This window comes from Klebsiella sp. RC2 (genome assembly GCF_014192815.1).
Classification (GTDB): Bacteria; Pseudomonadota; Gammaproteobacteria; order Enterobacterales; family Enterobacteriaceae; genus Klebsiella; species Klebsiella variicola.
In genome coordinates this window covers 1-22,683 of the sequence record NZ_JACHYL010000006.1, presented here as the reverse complement: position 1 = coordinate 22,683, position 22,683 = coordinate 1, and the positions used below count along the sequence as shown (strand labels likewise).

The 22,683-nt window shown below is 57.1% G+C and carries 23 protein-coding genes; 14 read left to right on the top strand and 9 right to left on the bottom strand.

The features are described 5' to 3' along the window. The 10 genes from lpxD (at position 1) to tilS (ending at position 12,668) form a co-directional block, all read left to right on the top strand. Positions 1 to 1,026, top strand: coding sequence for a UDP-3-O-(3-hydroxymyristoyl)glucosamine N-acyltransferase (gene lpxD, locus FHW76_RS18350; protein ID WP_008807350.1), 1,026 nt, complete (start codon positions 1 to 3; stop codon positions 1,024 to 1,026). A 105-nt stretch (positions 1,027 to 1,131) separates the two neighbouring features. After that, entirely contained in the window at positions 1,132 to 1,587 is a 456-nt protein-coding gene (gene fabZ, locus FHW76_RS18345) for a 3-hydroxyacyl-ACP dehydratase FabZ (RefSeq protein WP_004145858.1), read from the top strand. A gap of 3 nt (positions 1,588 to 1,590) precedes the next feature. Further along, positions 1,591 to 2,379 carry an acyl-ACP--UDP-N-acetylglucosamine O-acyltransferase gene (gene lpxA / locus FHW76_RS18340; RefSeq protein ID WP_032731649.1) on the top strand — a complete coding sequence of 263 codons (789 nt, stop codon included), beginning with the start codon at positions 1,591 to 1,593 and terminating at the stop codon, positions 2,377 to 2,379. Next, positions 2,379 to 3,530, top strand: coding sequence for a lipid-A-disaccharide synthase (gene lpxB, locus FHW76_RS18335; protein ID WP_008807348.1), 1,152 nt, complete (start codon positions 2,379 to 2,381; stop codon positions 3,528 to 3,530). Before lpxA ends, lpxB begins: the two co-directional genes overlap by 1 nt. Further along, entirely contained in the window at positions 3,527 to 4,126 is a 600-nt protein-coding gene (gene rnhB, locus FHW76_RS18330) for a ribonuclease HII (protein WP_012542806.1), read from the top strand. The genes lpxB and rnhB overlap by 4 nt, the downstream gene beginning before the upstream one ends. Before the next feature lie 17 nt (positions 4,127 to 4,143). Further along, a complete protein-coding gene (gene dnaE, locus FHW76_RS18325) occupies positions 4,144 to 7,626 on the top strand; it encodes a DNA polymerase III subunit alpha (protein WP_008807346.1) in 3,483 nt (1,160 codons plus the stop codon). A 12-nt stretch (positions 7,627 to 7,638) separates the two neighbouring features. Next, positions 7,639 to 8,598, top strand: a complete 960-nt coding sequence (accA, locus tag FHW76_RS18320) for an acetyl-CoA carboxylase carboxyl transferase subunit alpha (protein WP_008807345.1) — start codon at positions 7,639 to 7,641, stop codon at positions 8,596 to 8,598. 113 nt (positions 8,599 to 8,711) lie between these two features. Beyond that, positions 8,712 to 10,865 (top strand): lysine decarboxylase LdcC, encoded by a 2,154-nt coding sequence (locus tag FHW76_RS18315; RefSeq protein ID WP_004204462.1) that lies wholly within the window; start codon positions 8,712 to 8,714, stop codon positions 10,863 to 10,865. A 46-nt stretch (positions 10,866 to 10,911) separates the two neighbouring features. Continuing rightward, positions 10,912 to 11,301 (top strand): VOC family protein, encoded by a 390-nt coding sequence (locus FHW76_RS18310; RefSeq protein WP_002889387.1) that lies wholly within the window; start codon positions 10,912 to 10,914, stop codon positions 11,299 to 11,301. 53 nt (positions 11,302 to 11,354) lie between these two features. Further along, complete coding sequence (gene tilS / locus FHW76_RS18305; protein WP_032740443.1) at positions 11,355 to 12,668, top strand: tRNA lysidine(34) synthetase TilS; 1,314 nt, start codon at positions 11,355 to 11,357, stop codon at positions 12,666 to 12,668. Between the two features lie 12 nt (positions 12,669 to 12,680). Here tilS and rof read toward each other — a convergent pair whose 3' ends face one another. Continuing rightward, a complete protein-coding gene (rof, locus tag FHW76_RS18300) occupies positions 12,681 to 12,941 on the bottom strand; it encodes a Rho-binding antiterminator (RefSeq protein ID WP_002889424.1) in 261 nt (86 codons plus the stop codon). Beyond that, on the bottom strand, positions 12,928 to 13,128 hold the full coding sequence (locus tag FHW76_RS18295; protein ID WP_002889429.1) for a YaeP family protein: 201 nt from the start codon (positions 13,126 to 13,128) through the stop codon (positions 12,928 to 12,930). Before FHW76_RS18295 ends, rof begins: the two co-directional genes overlap by 14 nt. Before the next feature lie 196 nt (positions 13,129 to 13,324). Between FHW76_RS18295 and FHW76_RS18290 the strand changes: the two genes are divergently transcribed. The 3 genes from FHW76_RS18290 to nlpE are packed head-to-tail and all read left to right on the top strand — an operon-like array spanning position 13,325 to position 15,021. Continuing rightward, on the top strand, positions 13,325 to 13,870 hold the full coding sequence (locus tag FHW76_RS18290) for a YaeQ family protein (RefSeq protein WP_008807343.1): 546 nt from the start codon (positions 13,325 to 13,327) through the stop codon (positions 13,868 to 13,870). Then, positions 13,867 to 14,280, top strand: coding sequence for an alternative ribosome rescue aminoacyl-tRNA hydrolase ArfB (gene arfB / locus FHW76_RS18285; protein WP_008807342.1), 414 nt, complete (start codon positions 13,867 to 13,869; stop codon positions 14,278 to 14,280). The genes FHW76_RS18290 and arfB overlap by 4 nt, the downstream gene beginning before the upstream one ends. A gap of 42 nt (positions 14,281 to 14,322) precedes the next feature. Next, positions 14,323 to 15,021, top strand: coding sequence for an envelope stress response activation lipoprotein NlpE (gene nlpE, locus FHW76_RS18280; RefSeq protein ID WP_012542804.1), 699 nt, complete (start codon positions 14,323 to 14,325; stop codon positions 15,019 to 15,021). A 130-nt stretch (positions 15,022 to 15,151) separates the two neighbouring features. Here nlpE and FHW76_RS18275 read toward each other — a convergent pair whose 3' ends face one another. The 7 genes from FHW76_RS18275 to metN form a co-directional block, all read right to left on the bottom strand. Beyond that, positions 15,152 to 15,994 (bottom strand): YaeF family permuted papain-like enzyme, encoded by an 843-nt coding sequence (locus tag FHW76_RS18275; protein WP_183476892.1) that lies wholly within the window; start codon positions 15,992 to 15,994, stop codon positions 15,152 to 15,154. A gap of 59 nt (positions 15,995 to 16,053) precedes the next feature. Then, positions 16,054 to 17,772, bottom strand: coding sequence for a proline--tRNA ligase (proS, locus tag FHW76_RS18270; RefSeq protein ID WP_012968899.1), 1,719 nt, complete (start codon positions 17,770 to 17,772; stop codon positions 16,054 to 16,056). 113 nt (positions 17,773 to 17,885) lie between these two features. Continuing rightward, complete coding sequence (gene tsaA, locus FHW76_RS18265) at positions 17,886 to 18,593, bottom strand: tRNA (N6-threonylcarbamoyladenosine(37)-N6)-methyltransferase TrmO (protein WP_032740447.1); 708 nt, start codon at positions 18,591 to 18,593, stop codon at positions 17,886 to 17,888. Next, positions 18,590 to 18,997: an Rcs stress response system protein RcsF gene (rcsF, locus tag FHW76_RS18260; protein ID WP_008807337.1), complete on the bottom strand. Its 408-nt coding sequence runs from the start codon at positions 18,995 to 18,997 to the stop codon at positions 18,590 to 18,592. The genes tsaA and rcsF overlap by 4 nt, the downstream gene beginning before the upstream one ends. 107 nt (positions 18,998 to 19,104) lie before the next feature. Beyond that, a complete protein-coding gene (gene metQ / locus FHW76_RS18255; RefSeq protein ID WP_008807336.1) occupies positions 19,105 to 19,920 on the bottom strand; it encodes a methionine ABC transporter substrate-binding lipoprotein MetQ in 816 nt (271 codons plus the stop codon). A 43-nt stretch (positions 19,921 to 19,963) separates the two neighbouring features. Further along, positions 19,964 to 20,617: a methionine ABC transporter permease MetI gene (locus FHW76_RS18250; protein WP_004204478.1), complete on the bottom strand. Its 654-nt coding sequence runs from the start codon at positions 20,615 to 20,617 to the stop codon at positions 19,964 to 19,966. Continuing rightward, positions 20,610 to 21,641 (bottom strand): methionine ABC transporter ATP-binding protein MetN, encoded by a 1,032-nt coding sequence (gene metN, locus FHW76_RS18245; RefSeq protein ID WP_012968897.1) that lies wholly within the window; start codon positions 21,639 to 21,641, stop codon positions 20,610 to 20,612. The genes FHW76_RS18250 and metN overlap by 8 nt, the downstream gene beginning before the upstream one ends. 188 nt (positions 21,642 to 21,829) lie before the next feature. Here metN and gmhB point away from each other — a divergent pair, with 188 nt between their 5' ends. Then, complete coding sequence (gene gmhB, locus FHW76_RS18240) at positions 21,830 to 22,396, top strand: D-glycero-beta-D-manno-heptose 1,7-bisphosphate 7-phosphatase (protein ID WP_008807333.1); 567 nt, start codon at positions 21,830 to 21,832, stop codon at positions 22,394 to 22,396. The last annotated feature ends 287 nt before the right edge of the window (positions 22,397 to 22,683 follow it).

The window sequence follows — 22,683 nt, the reverse complement described above, 5'->3', positions numbered from 1 at the left end:
ATGCCTTCAATTCGACTGGCTGATCTCGCGCAGCAGTTGGATGCAGAATTACACGGTGATGGCGATATCGTCATCACCGGCGTTGCGTCCATGCAGAGCGCGAAAACGGGCCAAATCACTTTCATGGTCAACCCTAAGTACCGTGAACACCTGGCCGCTTGTCAGGCTTCTGCCGTTGTCATGACGCAGGATGATTTGCCTTTTGCCCATAGCGCCGCGCTGGTAGTGCGCAATCCCTACCTGACCTACGCGCGCATGGCTCAAATTCTTGATACCACGCCACAGCCGGCACAGGATATCGCGCCGAGCGCGGTCATCGATCCGTCGGCGAAGCTGGGTAACAACGTGGCGATCGGCGCTAACGCGGTTATCGAATCCGGTGTTGTACTGGGCGATAACGTGGTGATCGGCGCAGGCTGCTTCGTTGGGAAAAATACGAAAATCGGTGCCGGCTCGCGTTTGTGGGCCAATGTGACCATTTACCATGAGATTGAGATCGGCGAGAATTGCCTGATCCAGTCCAGCACGGTGATCGGCGCGGATGGCTTCGGTTATGCTAACGATCGCGGTAACTGGGTCAAGATCCCGCAACTGGGTCGCGTCATTATTGGCGATCGCGTGGAAATTGGCGCCTGCACCACCATCGATCGCGGCGCGCTGGACGATACCCTTATCGGTAACGGCGTTATCATTGATAATCAGTGTCAGATTGCGCATAACGTGGTAATTGGCGACAATACCGCGGTTGCCGGCGGCGTTATCATGGCGGGCAGCCTGAAAATTGGCCGCTACTGCATGATTGGCGGCGCCAGCGTGATTAACGGCCATATGGAAATCTGCGATAAAGTCACCGTCACGGGGATGGGGATGGTGATGCGTCCTATCTCTGAACCTGGCGTATACTCCTCCGGTATTCCGCTGCAGCCGAACAAGGCGTGGCGTAAAACTGCGGCGCTGGTGATGAATATTGACGAGATGAGCAAGCGCCTGAAAGCGATTGAGCGCAAGGTTAATCAACAAGACTAATTCATCATTTGGTCACATGACATTTCCGGCCTGTTGCATTCGCTAAAAGATTGCCGCAGGCCGTGTTATTATTGCCTTTTAGTACATTTAGACAGGAAGAGTATTTTGACTACTGACACTCATACTCTGCACATTGAAGAGATTCTGGAACTTCTGCCTCACCGTTACCCGTTCCTGCTGGTAGACCGCGTGCTGGATTTTGAAGAAGGTCGTTTTCTGCGCGCAGTAAAAAATGTTTCTGTAAACGAGCCGTTTTTCCAGGGGCACTTCCCTGGTAAGCCGATTTTGCCTGGCGTGCTGATTCTGGAAGCGATGGCGCAGGCCACCGGGATTCTGGCATTTAAAAGCGTCGGAAAACTGGAGCCAGGCGAGCTGTATTATTTCGCAGGCATCGACGAAGCGCGCTTCAAACGTCCGGTAGTACCAGGCGATCAGATGATTATGGAAGTCACTTTCGAGAAAACCCGCCGCGGCCTGACCCGTTTCAAAGGCGTCGCGCTGGTTGACGGTAAAGTGGTTTGCGAAGCGACGATGATGTGTGCGCGTAGCCGGGAGGCCTGATACGTGATTGATAAAACCGCTTTTGTTCATCCTACCGCCATTGTAGAAGAAGGCGCCGTCATTGGTGCTAACGTTCACATTGGTCCGTTTTGTATTGTTGGCGCTAACGTCGAAATTGGCGAAGGCACCATACTGAAGTCTCATGTCGTCGTTAACGGCCATACCAAAATCGGCCGTGACAATGAGATCTATCAGTTCGCTTCCATCGGCGAAGTTAACCAGGATCTGAAATATGCTGGCGAACCGACCCGGGTGGAAATTGGCGATCGCAACCGCATCCGCGAAAGCGTCACCATTCATCGCGGCACAGTACAGGGCGGTGGATTAACAAAGGTGGGCAACGATAACCTGCTGATGATCAACGCCCATGTGGCGCACGATTGTACGCTTGGCGATCGCTGCATTCTGGCCAATAACGCAACCTTGGCCGGTCACGTATCTCTGGATGATTTCGTCATCATCGGCGGCATGACCGCAGTACACCAGTTCTGCATCATCGGCGCACACGTCATGGTAGGCGGATGCTCCGGCGTGGCGCAGGATGTTCCGCCGTTCGTGATTGCCCAGGGTAACCACGCGACGCCGTTTGGCGTCAACATCGAAGGGCTGAAACGCCGCGGCTTTAGCCGTGAGGCGATTACCGCGATTCGTAACGCGTATAAACTGCTGTACCGCAGCGGCAAAACGCTGGACGAAGCCAAACCGGAAATCGCCGAACTGGCGACTCAGCATCCTGAAGTTCAGCCGTTTGTTGATTTCTTTGCCCGTTCCACTCGCGGCTTGATTCGTTAATGGCTGAACCGCGTCCCCTGACGATTGCCCTGGTCGCCGGAGAAACCTCCGGCGATATTCTTGGTGCAGGCCTCATCCGGGCTCTCAAAGCGCGCATCCCTGACGCGCGCTTTGTCGGCGTGGCGGGGCCGCTGATGCAGGCGGAAGGGTGCGAAGCCTGGTACGAAATGGAAGAGCTGGCGGTGATGGGCATTGTTGAGGTGCTCGGTCGCTTACGCCGTCTCCTGCATATTCGCGCCGATCTTACCCGCCGCTTTGGCGAGCTGCGCCCCGATGTCTTCGTCGGCATCGACGCCCCTGACTTCAATATTACCCTCGAAGGGAATCTGAAAAAGCAGGGCATCAAAACGATTCACTACGTCAGCCCGTCGGTCTGGGCCTGGCGACAAAAACGCGTTTTCAAAATCGGCAGAGCGACCGACCTGGTGCTGGCTTTTCTGCCTTTCGAAAAAGCGTTTTATGACAAATTTAACGTCCCCTGCCGCTTTATCGGCCATACCATGGCGGATGCGATGCCGCTGGATCCTGACAAAGGCGCTGCGCGCGACCGGTTAGGGATCCCGCACAATGTGCGCTGTCTGGCGCTGCTGCCCGGCAGCCGCGGCGCGGAAGTCGAAATGCTCAGCGCGGACTTTCTGAAAACCGCGCAGTTGTTACGCGTCACCTATCCCGATTTGCAGGTGGTAGTGCCGCTGGTCAATGCCAAACGGCGGGAGCAGTTTGAGCGAATCAAAGCTGAGACGGCGCCGGATATGATCGTGCATATGCTGGACGGTCAGGCGCGCGATGCGATGATCGCCAGCGACGCCGCGCTGCTGGCCTCCGGGACGGCGGCGCTGGAGTGCATGCTGGCGAAGTGCCCGATGGTGGTTGGCTACCGCATGAAGCCGTTCACCTTCTGGCTGGCAAAGCGTCTGGTGAAAACCGACTACGTCTCCTTGCCGAATCTGCTGGCCGGTCGCGAGCTGGTCAAAGAGCTACTGCAGGATGAGTGCGAGCCGCAGGCGCTGGCCGCCGCCCTGCAGCCGCTGCTGGCCGATGGCAAAACCAGCCACGAGATGCATGAGACGTTCCGCGCGCTGCATCAGCAGATCCGCTGCAACGCCGATGAGCAGGCCGCGGACGCCGTACTGGAGTTAGCAAAACAATGATGGAGTTCGTCTATCCGCATACCCATCTGGTTGCCGGCGTTGATGAGGTTGGCCGCGGGCCGCTGGTTGGCGCGGTCGTGACCGCGGCGGTGATCCTCGATCCGGCGAAGCCGATTGTGGGTCTGAATGATTCCAAAAAACTCAGCGAAAAGCGTCGCCTGGCTCTGTGCGATGAGATTAAAGAGAAAGCGCTGTGCTGGAGCCTGGGGCGTGCCGAGCCGCACGAAATCGACGAGCTGAATATTCTGCATGCCACTATGCTGGCGATGCAGCGCGCCGTCGCCGGCCTGAGCATTGTTCCTGAGTTTGTCCTGATCGATGGCAACCGCTGTCCGTCGCTGCCGATGCCCTCTCTGGCGGTGGTGAAAGGCGACAGCCGGGTGGCAGAAATCAGCGCAGCGTCTATTCTGGCAAAAGTCACTCGTGACGCCGAAATGGCCACGCTGGACCTCGCATTTCCCCACTACGGATTTGCCCAGCATAAAGGCTATCCCACCGCTGTTCACCTGCAGAAGCTGCAGGAACACGGCGCAACAGAGCATCACCGGCGCAGTTTTGGTCCGGTGAAGCGTGCCCTGGGCCTGGCGTCCAACTAAGTCACCGGGATCTAAAGATGGCTGAACCACGTTTCGTACACCTGCGGGTGCACAGCGACTATTCCATGATCGATGGGCTGGCAAAGACCGGGCCACTGGTCAAGAAGGCGGCCTCGCTTGGCATGCCGGCGCTGGCGATCACCGATTTCACCAACCTGTGCGGGCTGGTGAAGTTCTACGGGACGGGACACGGCGCGGGTATTAAGCCGATTGTCGGCGCCGATTTTCACGTGCAGTGCGACCTGCTCGGCGATGAGTTTACCGAGCTGACCGTGCTGGCGGCGAACAACACCGGTTACCAGAACCTGACGCTGCTCATTTCCCGCGCCTATCAGCGCGGCTACGGCGCGCTGGGGCCGTGGATTGACCGCGACTGGCTGGTGGAACACCAGGAAGGGCTGATTCTGCTTTCCGGCGGCCGTAAAGGCGACGTCGGCGTTAGCCTGATCCGCGGCAATATGCCGTTAGTGGAACAGTGCGTCGCGTTCTATGAAGAGCATTTCCCGGACCGTTATTTTCTTGAGCTGATCCGGACCGGTCGTCAGGATGAAGAGGCCTATCTCCACGCCGCCGTGGCGCTGGCGGAAGCACGCGGCCTGCCGGTGGTGGCGACCAACGATGTCCGCTTCCTCGACACCAGCGATTTCGACGCCCATGAAATCCGCGTCGCGATCCACGACGGCTTTACGCTCGACGACCCGAAACGGCCGCGCAACTACTCGCCGCAGCAATATATGCGCAGTGAGGAGGAGATGTGCGAGCTGTTCGCCGATATCCCGGAAGCGCTGGAGAACAGCGTCGAGATCGCCAAACGCTGCAACGTCACCGTGCGGCTTGGCGAATATTTCCTGCCGCAGTTCCCGACCGGCGATATGACCACGGAAGATTTCCTGGTCATGAAATCGAAAGAGGGTCTGGAAGAGCGGCTGGAATTTCTCTTCCCGGATCCTGCCGTCCGTGCTGAAAAGCGCCCGGAGTATGACCAGCGTCTGGATATTGAACTGCAGGTGATCAACCAGATGGGGTTCCCGGGCTACTTCCTGATCGTCATGGAGTTTATCCAGTGGTCGAAGGATAACGGCGTGCCGGTTGGCCCGGGCCGCGGTTCCGGCGCCGGCTCGCTGGTGGCCTACGCGCTGAAGATCACCGATCTTGATCCGCTGGAATTCGACCTGCTGTTCGAACGTTTCCTTAACCCGGAACGTGTCTCGATGCCCGACTTCGACGTCGATTTCTGCATGGAGAAACGCGACCAGGTTATTGAGCACGTGGCGGACATGTACGGCCGCGATGCGGTATCGCAGATCATCACCTTCGGTACCATGGCGGCGAAAGCGGTCATCCGCGATGTGGGCCGCGTGCTGGGTCATCCGTACGGCTTTGTCGACCGTATCTCCAAGCTGGTGCCGCCCGATCCGGGCATGACGCTGGCGAAAGCGTTTGAAGCCGAACCGCAGCTGCCGGAAATCTATGAGGCGGACGAAGAAGTTAAAGCGCTGATCGACATGGCGCGTAAGCTGGAAGGGGTGACGCGAAACGCCGGTAAACACGCCGGTGGGGTGGTTATCGCTCCCACTAAAATTACCGACTTTGCGCCGCTGTATTGCGATGAGCAGGGGCTGCATCCGGTTACCCAGTTTGACAAAAACGACGTGGAATACGCCGGGCTGGTAAAATTCGACTTCCTCGGTCTGCGTACGCTCACTATCATTAACTGGGCGCTGGAGATGATCAACAAGCGGCGGGCGAAAAACGGCGAAGGGCCGTTGGATATCGCCGCTATCCCGTTGGATGACAAGAAAAGCTTCGACATGCTGCAGCGCTCGGAAACCACCGCGGTCTTCCAGCTTGAATCGCGCGGCATGAAAGATCTGATTAAGCGTCTGCAGCCTGACTGCTTCGAAGATATGATCGCGCTGGTGGCCCTGTTCCGCCCGGGTCCGCTGCAGTCGGGGATGGTAGATAACTTTATCGACCGTAAGCACGGCCGCGAAGAGATTTCCTACCCGGACGTGCAGTGGCAGCATGAGAGCCTGAAACCGGTGCTGGAACCGACCTACGGCATTATCCTGTATCAGGAACAGGTCATGCAGATTGCCCAGGTGCTCTCCGGTTATACCCTCGGCGGCGCGGATATGCTGCGCCGTGCGATGGGTAAGAAAAAACCGGAGGAGATGGCCAAGCAGCGTTCTATCTTTGAAGATGGGGCGAAGAAAAACGGCGTTGACGGCGAACTGGCGATGAAAATCTTCGACCTGGTGGAGAAATTCGCCGGTTACGGATTTAACAAGTCGCACTCCGCCGCCTACGCGCTGGTCTCCTACCAGACGCTGTGGCTTAAGGCGCACTATCCGGCTGAGTTTATGGCGGCGGTAATGACCGCCGATATGGACAACACCGAGAAGGTCGTTGGCCTGGTGGACGAGTGCTGGCGCATGGGGCTGAAAATTTTGCCCCCGGATATTAACTCCGGCCTGTACCATTTCCACGTTAACGACGACGGCGAGATTGTCTACGGCATCGGCGCAATCAAAGGCGTTGGCGAAGGGCCGATCGAAGCGATCATTGAGGCGCGCAACAATGGCGGTTATTTCCGCGAGCTGTTCGACCTCTGCGCGCGGACCGATATTAAAAAGCTCAACCGCCGGGTGCTGGAAAAACTGATTATGTCCGGGGCGTTCGATCGTCTCGGTCCGCATCGCGCGGCGCTGATGAACTCGCTGGGCGATGCGTTGAAAGCCGCCGACCAGCACGCGAAAGCGGAGGCTATTGGCCAGGCCGATATGTTCGGCGTACTGGCGGAAGAGCCTGAACAAATAGAACAGTCCTACGCCAGCTGCCAGCCATGGCCTGAGCAGGTGGTGCTGGATGGTGAAAGGGAAACCCTGGGGCTATACCTGACCGGGCACCCGATTAACCAGTACCTGAAAGAGATTGAGCGCTACGTCGGCGGCGTGCGGCTCAAAGACATGCATCCGACCGATCGTGGTAAAGTGACCACGGCGGCGGGGCTGGTGATTGCGGCGCGGGTAATGGTCACCAAGCGCGGCAATCGTATCGGCATCTGTACCCTGGATGACCGTTCCGGGCGTCTGGAGGTGATGTTGTTCACCGACGCGCTGGATAAATATCAGCAGTTGCTGGAAAAAGACCGCATACTTATCGTCAGCGGACAGGTCAGCTTTGATGACTTTAGCGGGGGGCTTAAAATGACCGCCCGCGAAGTCATGGACATTGACGAAGCCCGGGAAAAATATGCTCGCGGGCTTGCTATCTCGCTGACGGACAGGCAAATTGATGACCAGCTTTTAAACCGACTCCGTCAGTCTCTGGAACCCCACCGTTCGGGAACCATTCCAGTGCACCTCTACTATCAGAGGGCGGATGCACGCGCGCGGTTGCGTTTCGGCGCAACATGGCGCGTCTCTCCGAGCGATCGTTTACTTAACGATCTGCGTGGCCTTATCGGCTCGGAGCAGGTGGAACTGGAGTTTGACTAATACAGGAATACTATGAGTCTGAATTTCCTAGATTTTGAACAGCCGATTGCAGAGCTGGAAGCGAAAATCGATTCCCTGACTGCGGTAAGCCGTCAGGATGAGAAACTGGATATTAACATCGACGAAGAAGTGCATCGTCTGCGCGAGAAAAGCGTAGAGCTGACACGCAAAATCTTCGCCGATCTCGGTGCATGGCAGGTTGCGCAACTGGCGCGCCACCCGCGCCGTCCTTATACCCTGGATTATGTCCGCCTGGCGTTCGACGAATTTGACGAACTGGCCGGTGACCGCGCCTACGCTGACGATAAAGCGATTGTCGGCGGTATCGCGCGTCTTGATGGTCGTCCGGTGATGATCATCGGCCACCAGAAAGGTCGCGAAACCAAAGAGAAGATCCGTCGCAACTTTGGTATGCCGGCCCCGGAAGGCTACCGCAAAGCGCTGCGCCTGATGGAAATGGCCGAGCGGTTTAAAATGCCGATCATCACCTTCATCGACACCCCTGGCGCCTACCCGGGCGTCGGCGCGGAAGAGCGCGGCCAGTCGGAAGCGATTGCCCGCAACCTGCGTGAGATGTCGCGTCTGAGCGTGCCGGTTATCTGCACCGTGATCGGCGAAGGCGGCTCCGGCGGCGCGCTGGCGATTGGCGTGGGCGACAAGGTCAATATGCTGCAGTACAGCACCTATTCGGTGATTTCGCCGGAAGGCTGCGCGTCCATTCTGTGGAAAAGCGCGGATAAAGCACCGCTGGCCGCGGAAGCGATGGGTATCGTCGCACCGCGTCTGAAAGAGCTGAAGCTGATTGATTCTATCGTTCAGGAACCGTTGGGCGGCGCGCACCGCAACCCGGAAGCGATGGCAGCGAGCCTGAAAGCGCAGCTGCTGGCAGACCTGGCCGATCTCGATCTGCTCAGCGAAGAAGAGCTGCTGAACCGCCGCTATCAGCGTCTGATGAGCTACGGTTACGCCTAAGTTTTCCGCTAGCGAAAAACACTAAGGGCCGGATTTTCCGGCCTTTTTTTTGTGTGCGATGCGCCCAGGGGATTGCTATGATGCTTGACTTAGGTGAATACCAGGAGGAAAGCGTGAATATTATCGCCATCATGGGGCCTCACGGCGTCTACCACAAAGACGAGCCGATCAAAGAACTGGAAGCGGCGCTGCAGCGCCAGGGCTTCCAGACCATCTGGCCGCAAAACAGCGCCGACCTGCTGCAGTTTATTGAGCACAACCCGCGCATCTGCGGGGTGATCTTCGACTGGGATGAATACAGCGTCGATCTGTGCAGCGATATCAATCAGCTCAATGAATATCTGCCCCTGTACGCCTTTATTAATGCCCACTCGACGATGGACGTCAGCAGTCAGGATCTGCGTATGACGCTGTGGTTCTTCGAATATGCGCTGGGACTCTCCGAAGAGATCGCCACCCGCATTGGGCAGTATACCCGCGAGTACCTGGACAATATCACCCCGCCGTTTACCCGCGCGCTGTTTAACTATGTGCAGGAGGGGAAGTATACCTTTTGTACACCGGGCCATATGGGCGGTAGCGCCTATCAGAAAAGCCCGGTGGGCTGCCTGTTCTATGATTTCTTTGGCGGAAATACGCTGAAGGCGGATGTCTCGATTTCGGTCACCGAGCTGGGCTCCCTGCTGGATCATACCGGCCCGCATCTGGAGGCGGAGGAGTATATTGCCCGCGCCTTTGGCGCTGAACAGAGCTACATGGTGACCAATGGCACCTCGACGTCCAACAAAATTGTCGGTATGTACTCGGCGCCCGCCGGCAGCACGCTGCTGATTGACCGTAACTGTCACAAATCACTGGCCCACCTGCTGATGATGAGCGATGTGGTTCCCTTGTGGCTGAAGCCGACCCGCAACGCGTTGGGGATCCTCGGCGGTATCCCCCGGCGCGAATTTACCCGCGACAGCATTCAGCAGAAAGTACGCGACACGGGCGGGGCGCAGTGGCCCGTGCATGCGGTGATCACCAACTCCACCTACGATGGCCTGCTCTATAACACCACCTGGCTTAAGGAGACGCTCGACGTCCCGTCGATCCATTTCGATTCCGCCTGGGTGCCCTATACCCATTTCCATCCGATATATCAGGGGAAAAGCGGCATGAGCGGGGAGCGGATCCCCGGAAAAGTCATCTTCGAGACGCAGTCGACGCATAAGATGCTGGCCGCGCTGTCGCAGGCCTCGCTGATCCACATTAAGGGCAACTATGATGAAGAGACCTTTAATGAAGCCTTTATGATGCATACCTCGACGTCGCCGAGCTATCCCATCGTCGCGTCGATTGAGACCGCGGCGGCGATGCTGCGCGGTAACTCCGGTAAGCGCCTGATCCAGCGCTCCATTGAGCGAGCGCTGGATTTCCGCAAAGAGGTGCAGCGACTGCGCGAGGAGTCAGACGGCTGGTTCTTTGATATCTGGCAGCCGGAAGCGGTGGATAAAGCCGAGTGCTGGCCGGTGGCGCCTGGCGAAGACTGGCACGGTTTCAAAGATGCCGATGCGGATCATATGTATCTCGATCCGGTGAAGGTCACCATTCTGACGCCGGGCATGGACGAGCAGGGGAATATGGATGAAGAGGGGATCCCGGCGGCGCTGGTGGCGAAGTTCCTCGACGAGCGGGGCGTGGTGGTGGAAAAAACGGGCCCCTATAACCTGCTGTTCCTGTTCAGCATCGGTATTGATAAAACCCGGGCGATGGGGCTGCTGCGCGGTCTGACCGAGTTCAAACGCGCCTACGATCTTAATCTGCGGGTGAAAAATATGTTGCCGGATCTGTACGCGGAAGATCCCGACTTCTACCGCAACATGCGGATCCAGGATCTGGCGCAGGGGATCCACCGCTTGATCCGTCAGCACCAGCTGCCGCAGCTGATGCTCAGCGCCTTTGACGTCCTGCCGGAAATGAAAATGACGCCGCATCACGCCTGGCAGCGCCAGATTAAGGGTGAGGTGGAAACCATTGAACTGGAGAACCTGGTCGGCCGGATTTCGGCCAACATGATCCTCCCTTATCCGCCGGGCGTACCGCTGCTGATGCCGGGAGAGATGATCACGGAGGAGAGCCGGGCAGTGCTCGATTTCCTGCTGATGCTCTGCTCCATCGGCCGTCATTACCCGGGGTTTGAGACCGATATTCACGGGGCGAAGCGCGATGAGGACGGCGTGTATCGGGTACGAGTCTTAAAAAATGACGAAAGGCTTGCGCGTTAACGGCGCGCACGAGTAACGTGGCTGGCTTAACAGAAGGAGTTTGACCATGCTGGGTTTGAAACGGGTTCACCATATTGCCATCATTGCGACTGACTACGCCCGCAGTAAAGCGTTCTATTGCGATATTCTGGGGTTTACGCTGCAAAGTGAGTTCTATCGCGCCGAGCGCGACTCCTGGAAGGGCGATCTGGCGCTCAATGGCGAGTACGTGATTGAGCTGTTCTCGTTCCCGTTTCCCCCGGCCCGACCCAGTCGCCCCGAAGCCTGCGGGCTGCGTCATCTGGCCTTTAGCGTGGATGATATCGACGCCGCGGTAGCGCATCTGACGGCGCATGGCGTCGAGTGCGAAGCGATTCGCGTCGATCCCTTTACCGGCAAACGCTTTACCTTCTTTAGCGATCCGGACGACCTGCCGCTGGAAATATATCAGCAGTAAACCTTGCCAGCGCGACCCTGGCCCGGTAACGTGCCGGGCCATCACTTCTCGGTATGTTCGTGGATATGACGGCTGATATTGCGCATACGCTTCATCCCCATCGCCAGCTGCTGGTGGCCTTCAGCGGCGGTCTGGATTCGACGGTTCTCCTGCACCAGCTGGTGCTGCTGCGGGAACAGGATCCCTCGCTGACGCTGCGGGCGGTGCATGTTCACCACGGCCTGAGCGCCCATGCAGACGACTGGGTGGCGCATTGTCGGCAGATTTGCCTGCAGTGGCAGGTGCCGCTGGTGGTGCATCATGTGACGTTAGCCAGGGGCGGTCTCGGCGTGGAGGCCCATGCCCGTGCGGCGCGCTATCAGGCCTTTCAGGATACGCTCAATGCCGGCGAGGTGTTAGTGACCGCCCAGCACCAGGATGACCAGTGCGAAACGCTGCTGCTGGCGTTAAAACGCGGCAGCGGTCCTACTGGTCTGTCGGCGATGGCGCCATCCTCTGCCTTTGCCGACAGTCGACTACTGCGTCCTCTCCTCAATGAAACCCGCGAATCGCTACGCCAGTGGGCGCTCGCCCATCAGCTGTCGTGGATTGAAGATGAGAGTAATCAGGACGATACCTATGACCGCAACTTTCTGCGCCTGCGGGTGATCCCGGTCCTGCGCGAGCGCTGGCCGCATTTTAGCGAGGCCGTTGCCCGCAGCGCCAGCCTGTGCGCCGAGCAGGAACAACTGCTGGACGAAATGCTGGCGGCGGAGCTGGCGTCGCTGGTGGCCGAAGATGGCTCGCTGGCTATCACGCCGCTGACGTCGATGAGCCCACCCCGTCGCGCGGCGCTGCTGCGTCGCTGGCTCGCCGGGCAGCAGGCGCCGATGCCAGCCCGGGAGGTGCCAGAGCGCCTCTGGCATGAGGTGGCGCTGGCGCGGGAAGATGCCAGCCCTTGTCTGCGGCTGGGGGATTTTACCGTCCGCCGTTTTCAACAGCGTTTGTACTGGGTGAAGTATCTTCCCGGCCAGACGGAAAGTGTCCAGCACTGGCCCGACTGGCGCCAGCCGCTGCGGCTGGCAGACGGTCTCGGCGAGCTGATGCTGCAGCCCGGCGGCAGGCTGCGCCCGCCGTCTGCGGATGAGCCGGTCACTGTCCGCTTTCGCGCCAGCGGCCACCTGCATATCGTCGGACGCCACGGCGGACGTAAGCTGAAGAAGATCTGGCAGGAGCTGGGCGTTCCTCCCTGGCGACGAGACACTACGCCGCTGCTGTTTTACGGCGAAACGCCGATCGCTGCAGCGGACGATCTGTTTGTGACCACCGAAGGTGAAGTGAAGGACGGGGAAGGGGTCAGGCTGTCATGGAGGAAAACGGGCGGTTAAGCCCGTTTTGATTCAGGATTCGCTCACCACCACGGTGCCGATTTCCGGGTGACTGAAGCTGGCGATTTTATCCAGGCGCAGCTCGCGGACGTTGCCGGCGAGTTCGACCACCAGATACTCGATATTTTTACGCGAGATTAGATCGCTGGCCTTTGCCTGCAGCTGTTCGCCATCCTTCAGCGCCAGCGTCAGCACCAGGTGATGCTGGCAAGCCAGTTCCAGGTTGTCGTAATCATCGCAGTTAATGGGTTGATAAGTATCATTCATTGACATAATCGCTCACCAGTAAGTTTGCTGCCGCATAAGCGGCCTTTTCCCTGACTGACTCCGAAAGGGCCTCATCCGCCGCAATCTCATTCAATACTTTCAACACGCAACCCAGCGCATCCGGGATATACCCTAAGTCTCCGCTGGCTATTTCCGCATACCGCTTGCGTATTAACTCACAATAGTGGTCCACATGCCCTCCTGTCAGCGTTCTGACTCAACCGTGGGATGCAAGTTTAAGCCTACGAAGATAAACTCTGTTTAGCAAGGGAACTATATCATAGTCATTTAAGCAATTTCAGCAGGATGAAACAGGTTGCTGCGATTGACGACAGCCTTTTGCCGCCAGTTTCGCTACAATGTCCGCCATTCTTTTCAGGAGTTTATTCATGGCGCTGAAAGCGACAATATATAAAGCTGCGGTAAATGTAGCCGATCTGGATCGCAACCAGTTTCTGGATGCTAACCTGACGCTGGCGCAGCACCCCTCGGAAACCCAGGAGCGCATGATGCTGCGCCTGCTGGCGTGGATCAAATATGCCGATGAACGGCTGCAGTTTACCCGCGGCCTGTCGTCGGACGACGAGCCGGAGCTGTGGCTGCTTAACGATCATCTCGGGGTCGATCTGTGGATCGAACTGGGTCTGCCGGATGAGCGGCGGATTAAGAAAGCCTGCTCACGGGCGCAGGCGGTAGCGCTGTTTGCCTATAATAGCCGGGCCGCTGAAATCTGGTGGCAGCAGAATCAGAACAAGCTTGCGGCGTACCCGAAGTTGACCATCTGGTATCTTGATGACGCGCAACTGGCGCAGCTTAGCGCCTTTGCCGACCGTACCATGACACTGCAGGCCACTCTGCAGGACGGTAGTATCTGGTTATCCGATGCTCGGAATAATCTGGAAATTCATTTGACGGCCTGGCAAGCACCGGCATGATTACCATTAGCCGCAGCGTGACCCTTGCCGATAACGAGGTTACGCTGGAAGGTATTCGTGCCCAGGGGGCCGGGGGCCAGCATGTGAACAAAGCGTCGACGGCAATCCATCTGCGCTTTGATATTAAAGCTTCAAGCCTGCCGGAGTTTTACAAAGAGCGCCTGCTCGCCGCCAGGCACCACTTAATTTCTGCTGACGGTGTGGTTATCATTAAGGCTCAGGAATACCGCAGCCAGGAGATGAACCGCGAAGCGGCGATTGCCCGGCTGGTGGCCCTCATAAAAGAATTAACCGCAGTGCAAAAAAGTCGCCGGGAGACGCGACCGACTCGGGCATCCAAAGAGCGACGCCTTGCTTCCAAGGCACAGAAGTCCTCAGTCAAGGCGCTGCGTGGGAAAGTTCGCCAGTGAAGACGTCGGCGAACGGGTGAAATGGATGATAAGGAAAGCAAAGTGAAGAAAATCGTATTCTCCGTGATAGCGGCCTGCTCGCTGTTCGCGCTGTTTGGTTGTAACCATCGCGCCGAGACTGACACCGTACAGCCAGCGGCGATGGAAGAGCTCAAACCGATGCAGCAAAGCTGGCGTGGGGTGCTGCCTTGCGCGGATTGTGAAGGTATCGACACCTCGCTGTTCCTGGAAAAAGACGGTACCTGGGTGATGAACGAGCACTACCAGGGCGCTCGTCGTGAACCGTCATCTTTTGCCTCTTATGGCACCTGGGCTCGCACAGCGGATAAACTGGTGCTGACCGACAGCAAAGGCGAGAAGTCATATTTTCGCGCGAAGGGCGACAAGCTGGAGATGCTTGACCGCAACGGGAGCCCCGTTCAGTCTCCTCTCAATTATACCCTGGAGCCGGTGAAGGCCAGCCTGCCGACCACCCCGATGGCGATGCGCGGCATGTATTTCTATATGGCCGATGCGGCAACCTTTACCGATTGCGCGACCGGTAAACGCGTCGCGGTGGCGAACAATGCCCAGCTTGAGCGGGATTATGCCGCTGCCCGCGGCAATGATTCACGACCGGTGCTGCTGGTGGTGGAGGGGCACTTTACCCTCGAGGCGAACCCGGACACCGGCGAAATGATGAAGACGCTGATGACGGACCAGGCCGGCAAATTTATTCCCGGTAAAGACTGTAGCCATTGATTGTCAGGCCCCTGCCCGGGAAACGGGCAGGGGATGATCCCACACAGTCCCCCTACTTGCTCCTGCTATTCGCCCTGTCATATACAGAGTGAGCGTGGGTCTGGCTGGCGGAAAAGCGCAAATCTTTTCTTTACTCCGCATCGTCCTTCGGTTTATTCAGCCCCACCAGCTTCCCGGCCTGAAGATAAACGCCCAGTTTCAGATGCCCGACATACTGTAGCTGCGTTTCGGGTTTAAACGTGGCGACGTCTCCTTCCCGCATGTGCAGCAGATCGGAAGGACTTATCCACGCCGCCTGCGCCAGGGTCAGCGGATGCCCGGCTCTGACGAAGGCCTCGCTGACAAACTCCGAGCAAAACCACGCTTTCTTGTCGGCGCTTGCCGCATCGCCCAGTTGCGCTTTGGCCAGGCCGCTCACGCACTGCTGACGAAAGTTACGCGAGAAAGGGTTGAGCGAGCAGAGCGGTTTGGTGACCATATAAGGGATAAACTGAATAATGCCGCGATAGTTATACCCGCTGTCTTTGACCTGCCAGACAAAATTTTTCATCGCCGTTGCCTGGTCCGGCGTCAGGTCGGGCACCCTGAGGGCAAAGAGTTTATCGCTATGCGCCAGCGCCTGCTGAACAGAAATCACCTGTACGCCAGCGCCGGTGGCTTCCGCGATCTGACCCTCGCCAAGATACAGTGCGACGTGGCTAACGGAAGAGGCGCTGAAGGCGCGGATCCCAAGCGAAGTGATACCCAGGCTGGACGAGAAGAGCAGGTCGCCGGAACGGAGATCGCTTTCGTCAATTTCGTGGAGCCCGCTGCCGGCAATCGAGCTTTGACGCTGGAGGGTGACAGCCCATGGCGGGGAGCGGCCCTCGGTAGCGGATGCGGAAGCGGTGCTGCGGCCGACGTCTATGGTGCAGGCGGTAAGCAGCAGTAGGGCGGAAGTAAGCAGTCCGCTGCTGAGGATAGGTGCAGTCATGGGTACTTTCCTTGTAAAAAAAAGGCCCTGACATCCGTTCAGGGCCCTGAGGTGGTTGCTTAGCCTTTTATCGCTTTAACCAGATATTCCACGATATCACCGGTTTTAATCAGCTGCTTCTCACCATTGCGACGATACTTGTATTCGATATCATCGTTATCGAGGTTCCGATCGCCCAGCACGATGGTGTGCGGAATACCGATCAGTTCCATATCGGCGAACATCACGCCCGGACGCTCTTTACGGTCGTCCATCAGCACATCGATGCCGTGCGCACGCAGCTCGGCGTACAGCTTCTCGGCCAGCTCCTGCACGCGATAGGACTTGTGCATATTCATCGGCAGAATTGCCACCTGGAACGGCGCGATGGCGTCTGGCCAGATAATCCCGCGATCGTCAAAGTTTTGCTCAATGGCGGCGGCCACCACGCGGGTCACCCCGATACCGTAGCAGCCCATGGTCAGGATCTGGTTACGGCCATCTTCGCCCTGAACTGCGGCATTCATCGCCTGAGAGTACTTTGTACCCAGCTGGAAGATATGACCCACTTCGATACCGCGCTTGATAAGCAGAGTACCTTTGCCGTCCGGGCTCGGATCGCCGGCAACGACGTTACGAATATCGGCGACTTCCGGAGTCGCAACGTCGCGATCCCAGTTGATGCCGAAGTAGTGTTTGCCATCGATGTTAGCGCCAGCGGCGAAATCGCTCATTACCGCGACGGTACGGTCGATAACCACCGGGATCGGCAGGTTCACCGGACCCAGGGATCCCGGACCCGCTTTCACCAGAGCGCGGATCTCTTCTTCGGTGGCGAAGGTCAGCGGGCTGGCGACCTGCGGCAGTTTTTCCGCTTTCACTTCGTTCAGCTCGTGATCGCCGCGCACCAGCAGGGCAACCAGCGGAGAGGCGCTACCTTCAACCGCTTTCACCAGCAGGGTCTTCACGGTTTTTTCGATCGGCAGGTCGAACTGCTCAACCAACTCGGCGATGGTTTTGGCGTTCGGCGTATCAACCAGGGTCATCTCCTGGGTGGCGGCTGCGCGCGGCTCTTTTGGCGCAACGGCTTCCGCAAACTCGATGTTTGCCGCGTAGTCGGAGCTGTCGGAGAAGATCACATCGTCTTCGCCGCTCTGCGCCAGCACCTGGAATTCATGAGAGGCGCTGCCGCCGATAGAACCGGTGTCAGCCTGTACCGCACGGAAATCCAGCCCCATACGACTGAAGATTTTGCTGTAAGCGGTATACATCGCGTCGTAGGTTTCCTGCAGCGATTCCTGAGAGGTATGGAAAGAGTAAGCATCTTTCATCAGGAATTCACGGGAGCGCATCACGCCGAAACGCGGGCGCACTTCGTCGCGGAATTTGGTCTGGATCTGATAGAAGTTCAGCGGCAGCTGCTTATAGGAGTTCAGCTCGTTGCGGATCAGATCGGTAATGACCTCTTCGTGGGTTGGACCGAGGACGAACGGGCGATCGCCACGATCGGCAATGCGCAGCAGCTCCGGGCCATACTGCTCCCAGCGACCGCTCTCCTGCCACAGTTCAGAAGGCTGAACGACCGGCATTAACACCTCGATCGCACCGGCATTATTCATTTCTTCACGCACGATGTTTTCGACTTTTTTCAGGACGCGCACGCCGGTCGGCAGCCAGGTGTATAACCCGGAGGCCAGCTTGCGGATCATCCCGGCGCGCAGCATCAGCTGGTGGCTGATTACCTCGGCGTCGGCAGGTGTCTCCTTCAGAGTGGAGAGCAGATATTGGCTAGTACGCATGTTGTAACGGTTCCAGTTAAACGAGCGGAACAGGCTGGTTGCCCAGCCTGAAACAAAAAAAGTGGTTTAGTTTACCAGTGTGGCAAAGATGCCAAAAGAGAGGAAAAATAAAATTAGCGCGCTTCGAGGGCAAAGACTTCAAAACCAGAGGCAATCACCCGCCAGCGGACGTTGAAATCCAGCAACCAGACGGCATAATTTTTTCCTGCTTCTTCCTCTTTACGGTAGGCCGGGCGCGGATCCTGCGCCAATACTTCGCGGATAAACGCTTTGATATGCGGGTAGCGTTTTTCCAGGGTCAGTAACTGTGCTTCTGTTTCCGGTGTAAAACTGACGTTCATACCCGCCAGCGGCGCCTGTTGCGCATAGCTGGCGCTGGCATCCGGCAGGGCTTCGGCGAAAGGAAGATACGGTTTGATATCAACCACCGGCGTCCCGTCGACGAGATCGAGGCTACCGAGTTCCAGGATCACCTGATCCTTCTGGCAGCGAACGCCTTTCAGCTCAACCAGCGACATGCCGATGGGGTTGGGGCGAAACGTCGAACGGGTGGCGAAGACGCCCATCCGCGCATTGCCTCCCAGTCGGGGAGGGCGCACCGTCGGACGCCAACCGCCTTCCATGGTCTGATGAAACACAAACAGGATCCACAGATGGCTGAAGTTTTCCAGGCCTCGCACGGCGTCGGCCTGGTTGTAGGGCGCAACCAGATGCAGTTCTCCGCCGCCGTGTTTCACCAGACCAGGCTGGCGAGGAACGGCAAATTTCTCTTTATACGGCGAGCGGATAACGCCTATCTGCGCGAACTGGAATGCACTCATTGTGCCGAAACGTTAAGCGCCGAGCCCAGACAAACCGCCTGACGGTAGCAGCCTGGCGTGCCGCTGGTCACTTCGCAGCGGTGAAGCAGGACGGCATTGGCTTTCATGCGTGCCGCATTCACCTGCAGACGCTTGCGGGCGGTTGGGATGTTCGGCGGAGAATCCTGATTTGAGGCCTGGCATGACTCACCAGTCACTTCACCCAGATCGCGGAACGGTTTTCCCACCAGCTCTGACGCATCGGTATAAATACGTACCGGCGCCGGACGGGTTGCGCGTGGTTTGCTCGGCTCAGATTTAACCGGGGGGGTTGCAGTGCTTTGAACAGGTTCAACGGGGGATCTGCTTAGCATGGAACAACCGCTTAACATGAGTGCTAACAAACAGACCGGTAAAGCACGCATAGTATTTCCTCAATGAATAAAAAACAGGGCGTTATTGAATCAGGTGCTTGCATAAATGACAAGACGGGCGTGAAGCCCGTCCTGAATGATATTACGGTGAGAAAAGATTACCAGCCTTTCACTGCGCCGCCGTTAAAGATCTTGTTCGCCGCTTCGTAAACTTCATCGCTCTGGTAAGCCTGAACGAATTTCTTCACATTCTCAGCATCTTTATTGTCTTCACGCGCCACAATCAGGTTCACGTAAGGAGACTCTTTGCCTTCAACAAAGATACCGTCTTTCGCCGGGGTCAGGCCAATCTGGCTGGCGTAAGTGGTGTTGATGACGGCCAGCGCAATCTGTGCGTCGTCCAGCGAACGCGGTAGCTGTGGCGCTTCCAGTTCAACAATTTTCAGGTTTTTCGGGTTCTCGACGATATCCAGCGAGGTCGGCAGCAGGCCCACGCCGTCTTTCAGTTTGATCAGACCCACCTGCTGCAGCAGCAGCAGGGAACGGCCGAGGTTAGTCGGATCGTTCGGGACGGCGATCTGCGAGCCCGGCTGCAGTTCGTCCAGCGATTTGATTTTCTTCGAGTAACCCGCGATCGGATAGACGAAGGTGTTGCCAACGGAGACCAGCTTATAGCCACGGTCTTTAATCTGCTGGTCGAGATACGGTTTATGCTGGAAGGCGTTCACGTCGATATCGCCTTTGCTTAGCGCTTCGTTTGGCAGCACGTAATCGTTGAAGGTCACCAGCTCAACATCGAGACCATACTTCTCTTTTGCCACTTTCTGCGCAACTTCAGCGACCTGCTGTTCCGCCCCGACGATAACGCCGACTTTAATATGATTCGGATCTTTTTCATCCTGACCGCAACCCACCAGCGCCAGAGAACCGATTAACGCGCCAACTGCCGCAAAGGTTTTGAAATTAAAGGCCATGTTATTTCCTTCCTGTAAGAATGAGTGTTGTCTGCCAATAACGTTATTTATGAGTCACAGCCCGGACGATACGATCGCCAGAGAATTGAATTAAATAAACCAGAATAACCAGTAACACCAGTACGGTATTCATCACCGTTGCGTTGTAGCCGATATAACCGTACTGATAACCAATCTGCCCCAGACCACCGGCGCCCACCGCGCCGCCCATGGCGGAGTAGCCTACCAGGGTAATAAGCGTGATGGTGGCGGCGTTGACCAGCCCCGGCAGCGCTTCAGGCAGCAGAACCTTGCGGACGATCTGCAGCGGTGTGGCGCCCATCGCGCGGGAAGCTTCGATGAGCCCGGTCGGGATCTCCAGCAGGGCGTTCTCCACCATGCGGGCGATAAACGGCGCGGCGCCCACCGTCAGCGGAACGATTGCCGCCTGCAGGCCGATCGAGGTGCCGACGATTACGCGGGTAAACGGGATCATCCAGACCAGCAGGATAATGAACGGAATGGAACGGAAAATGTTCACCAGCGCCGACAGAGTACGGTACAGTTTGGCATTGGCGACGATTTGTCCCGGCCGGGTCACATACAGCAGCACGCCCACCGGCAGACCAAGGACAAAACCGAAGAAGCCGGAGACAAAGGTCATTGCCAGCGTTTCCCATACGCCGCGCAACAGCAGCCACATCATTGCCTCAGACATAACCCAATACCTCTACTTTTACATGATGTTCCTGCAGCCAGGCGATGGCCGCCTGAGTGTCTTCCTGTGTACCGTGCATTTCGGTGAGCATGATGCCGAACTTCACCCCGCCGGCATAATCCATCTGCGCGCTGATAATGTTGTTATTCACATTGAAGCGACGCGCGGTTTCAGAGAGCAGCGGCGCATCGACGGAGTGGCCGGTAAATTCCATACGCAGCATCGGCACGCTATCCGCTGCGGCGGTAGATTTCAGGCGCGCCTGGTAGTCATCCGGAATATCGAGGTGCAGCGTGGACTGAATAAACTGCTGGGCCAGCGGCGTCTTCGGATGGGAGAAGACTTCGCTCACCGTATCCTGCTCGATCAGTTGACCGTTGCTAATGACCGCCACGCAGTCGCAGATGCGTTTCACCACATCCATTTCGTGGGTGATCAGCAGAATGGTCAGTCCCAGACGCCGGTTAATGTCTTTCAGCAGTTCGAGAATGGAACGGGTGGTGGCCGGGTCGAGGGCGCTGGTGGCTTCATCGCACAGCAATACCTTCGGGTTGCTGGCCAGCGCGCGGGCAATAGCGACGCGCTGTTTCTGGCCACCGGAGAGATTAGCCGGGTAGCTGTCGTGCTTATCACCCAGGCCGACGAGATCCAGCAGCTCCGTCACACGACGTTTGATTTCTGCCTGCGGGGTGTTATCCAGTTCCAGGGGCAACGCGACGTTGCCGAAAACGGTCCGGGAGGCCAGCAGGTTAAAATGCTGGAAAATCATGCCAATCTGACGGCGCGCACGGGTTAGCTCTTTTTCCGACAGTGCAGTCAATTCCTGACCGTCAACCTGTACGCTGCCCTCGGTCGGGCGCTCCAGCAGGTTGACGCAGCGAATCAGCGTACTTTTACCGGCGCCGGAGGCACCGATGACGCCATAAATTTGTCCGGCAGGGACATGCAGGCTGACGTTATTCAGCGCCTGAATGCTGCGATTCCCCTGCTGGAACACTTTGGTGATATTGGAAAGTTTAATCATCAGTTATTTATTATCGTTTAGCCGTTTGCCGTGGCATTTTCTTCTGCCGTATCCAGGCGATGCCTGTCAATGAAATGGATGTTAAGGCATCCAGACGTCTAAATCAATCTGACTCTTTATAATGAGCACTTTCTTGCATGCTGAAACATGCGATACTAACGGCACTAGCCTTTTTCAGGAGCAAACCGGTGGCAAAGTCAGTACCCGCAATTTTTCTCGACCGTGACGGCACTATTAATGTCGATCATGGCTACGTCCACGAAATCGACAATTTTGAATTTATCGATGGCGTCATTGACGCGATGCGCGAACTAAAAGAGATGGGCTATGCGCTGGTGCTGGTCACTAACCAGTCCGGTATTGCTCGCGGTAAATTTACCGAAGCCCAGTTTGAAACGCTGACCGAGTGGATGGACTGGTCTCTGGCCGATCGTGGCGTCGACCTGGACGGTATCTACTATTGCCCGCATCACCCGCAGGGTGCGGTGGAAGAGTACCGTCAGACCTGTGATTGTCGTAAACCGCATCCGGGGATGCTGATCTCCGCCCGCGATTATCTGCATATCGATATGGCTTCTTCCTATATGGTAGGGGACAAACTGGAAGATATGCAGGCTGCTGCGGCGGCAGATGTCGGTACTAAAGTGCTGGTGCGTACCGGTAAGCCCCTGACTGAAGAAGCGGAAAAAGCGGCTGACTGGGTGCTAAATAGCCTGGCAGAGCTGCCTGCGGCGATTAAAAAGCAGCAAAAATAAGCGTTGCGTTTAAAAGATGAGCGGTTGAAATAAAATTGTATTTTTCCGCTTGTCATTCCCGGAGAGCTCCCTATAATGCGCCTCCATCGACACGGCGGATGTGAATCACTTCACACAAACAGCCGGTTCGGTTGAAGAGAAAAATCCTGAAATTCAGGGTTGACTCTGAAAGAGGAAAGCGTAATATACGCCACCTCGCGACAGAGCGCTAAAGCGCGTCGCAACTGCTCTTTAACAATTTATCAGACAATCTGTGTGGGCACTCAAAGTGACATGGATTCTTAACG

Bases quoted from the DNA above. Each gene is read 5' to 3' on its own strand.
- tsaA (WP_032740447.1), bottom strand. From the start codon at position 18,593: ATGAGTGCATTCCAGTTCGCGCAGATAGGCGTTATCCGCTCGCCGTAT.
- FHW76_RS18250 (WP_004204478.1), bottom strand. From the start codon at position 20,617: ATGTCTGAGGCAATGATGTGGCTGCTGTTGCGCGGCGTATGGGAAACG.
- metQ (WP_008807336.1), bottom strand. From the start codon at position 19,920: ATGGCCTTTAATTTCAAAACCTTTGCGGCAGTTGGCGCGTTAATCGGT.
- metN (WP_012968897.1), bottom strand. From the start codon at position 21,641: ATGATTAAACTTTCCAATATCACCAAAGTGTTCCAGCAGGGGAATCGC.
- rcsF (WP_008807337.1), bottom strand. From the start codon at position 18,997: ATGCGTGCTTTACCGGTCTGTTTGTTAGCACTCATGTTAAGCGGTTGT.
- FHW76_RS18290 (WP_008807343.1), top strand. From the start codon at position 13,325: ATGGCGCTGAAAGCGACAATATATAAAGCTGCGGTAAATGTAGCCGAT.
- lpxD (WP_008807350.1), top strand. From the start codon at position 1: ATGCCTTCAATTCGACTGGCTGATCTCGCGCAGCAGTTGGATGCAGAA.
- accA (WP_008807345.1), top strand. From the start codon at position 7,639: ATGAGTCTGAATTTCCTAGATTTTGAACAGCCGATTGCAGAGCTGGAA.
- FHW76_RS18275 (WP_183476892.1), bottom strand. From the start codon at position 15,994: ATGACTGCACCTATCCTCAGCAGCGGACTGCTTACTTCCGCCCTACTG.
- rof (WP_002889424.1), bottom strand. From the start codon at position 12,941: ATGTCAATGAATGATACTTATCAACCCATTAACTGCGATGATTACGAC.
- FHW76_RS18310 (WP_002889387.1), top strand. From the start codon at position 10,912: ATGCTGGGTTTGAAACGGGTTCACCATATTGCCATCATTGCGACTGAC.
- rnhB (WP_012542806.1), top strand. From the start codon at position 3,527: ATGATGGAGTTCGTCTATCCGCATACCCATCTGGTTGCCGGCGTTGAT.
- proS (WP_012968899.1), bottom strand. From the start codon at position 17,772: ATGCGTACTAGCCAATATCTGCTCTCCACTCTGAAGGAGACACCTGCC.
- arfB (WP_008807342.1), top strand. From the start codon at position 13,867: ATGATTACCATTAGCCGCAGCGTGACCCTTGCCGATAACGAGGTTACG.
- tilS (WP_032740443.1), top strand. From the start codon at position 11,355: ATGTTCGTGGATATGACGGCTGATATTGCGCATACGCTTCATCCCCAT.
- dnaE (WP_008807346.1), top strand. From the start codon at position 4,144: ATGGCTGAACCACGTTTCGTACACCTGCGGGTGCACAGCGACTATTCC.
- lpxB (WP_008807348.1), top strand. From the start codon at position 2,379: ATGGCTGAACCGCGTCCCCTGACGATTGCCCTGGTCGCCGGAGAAACC.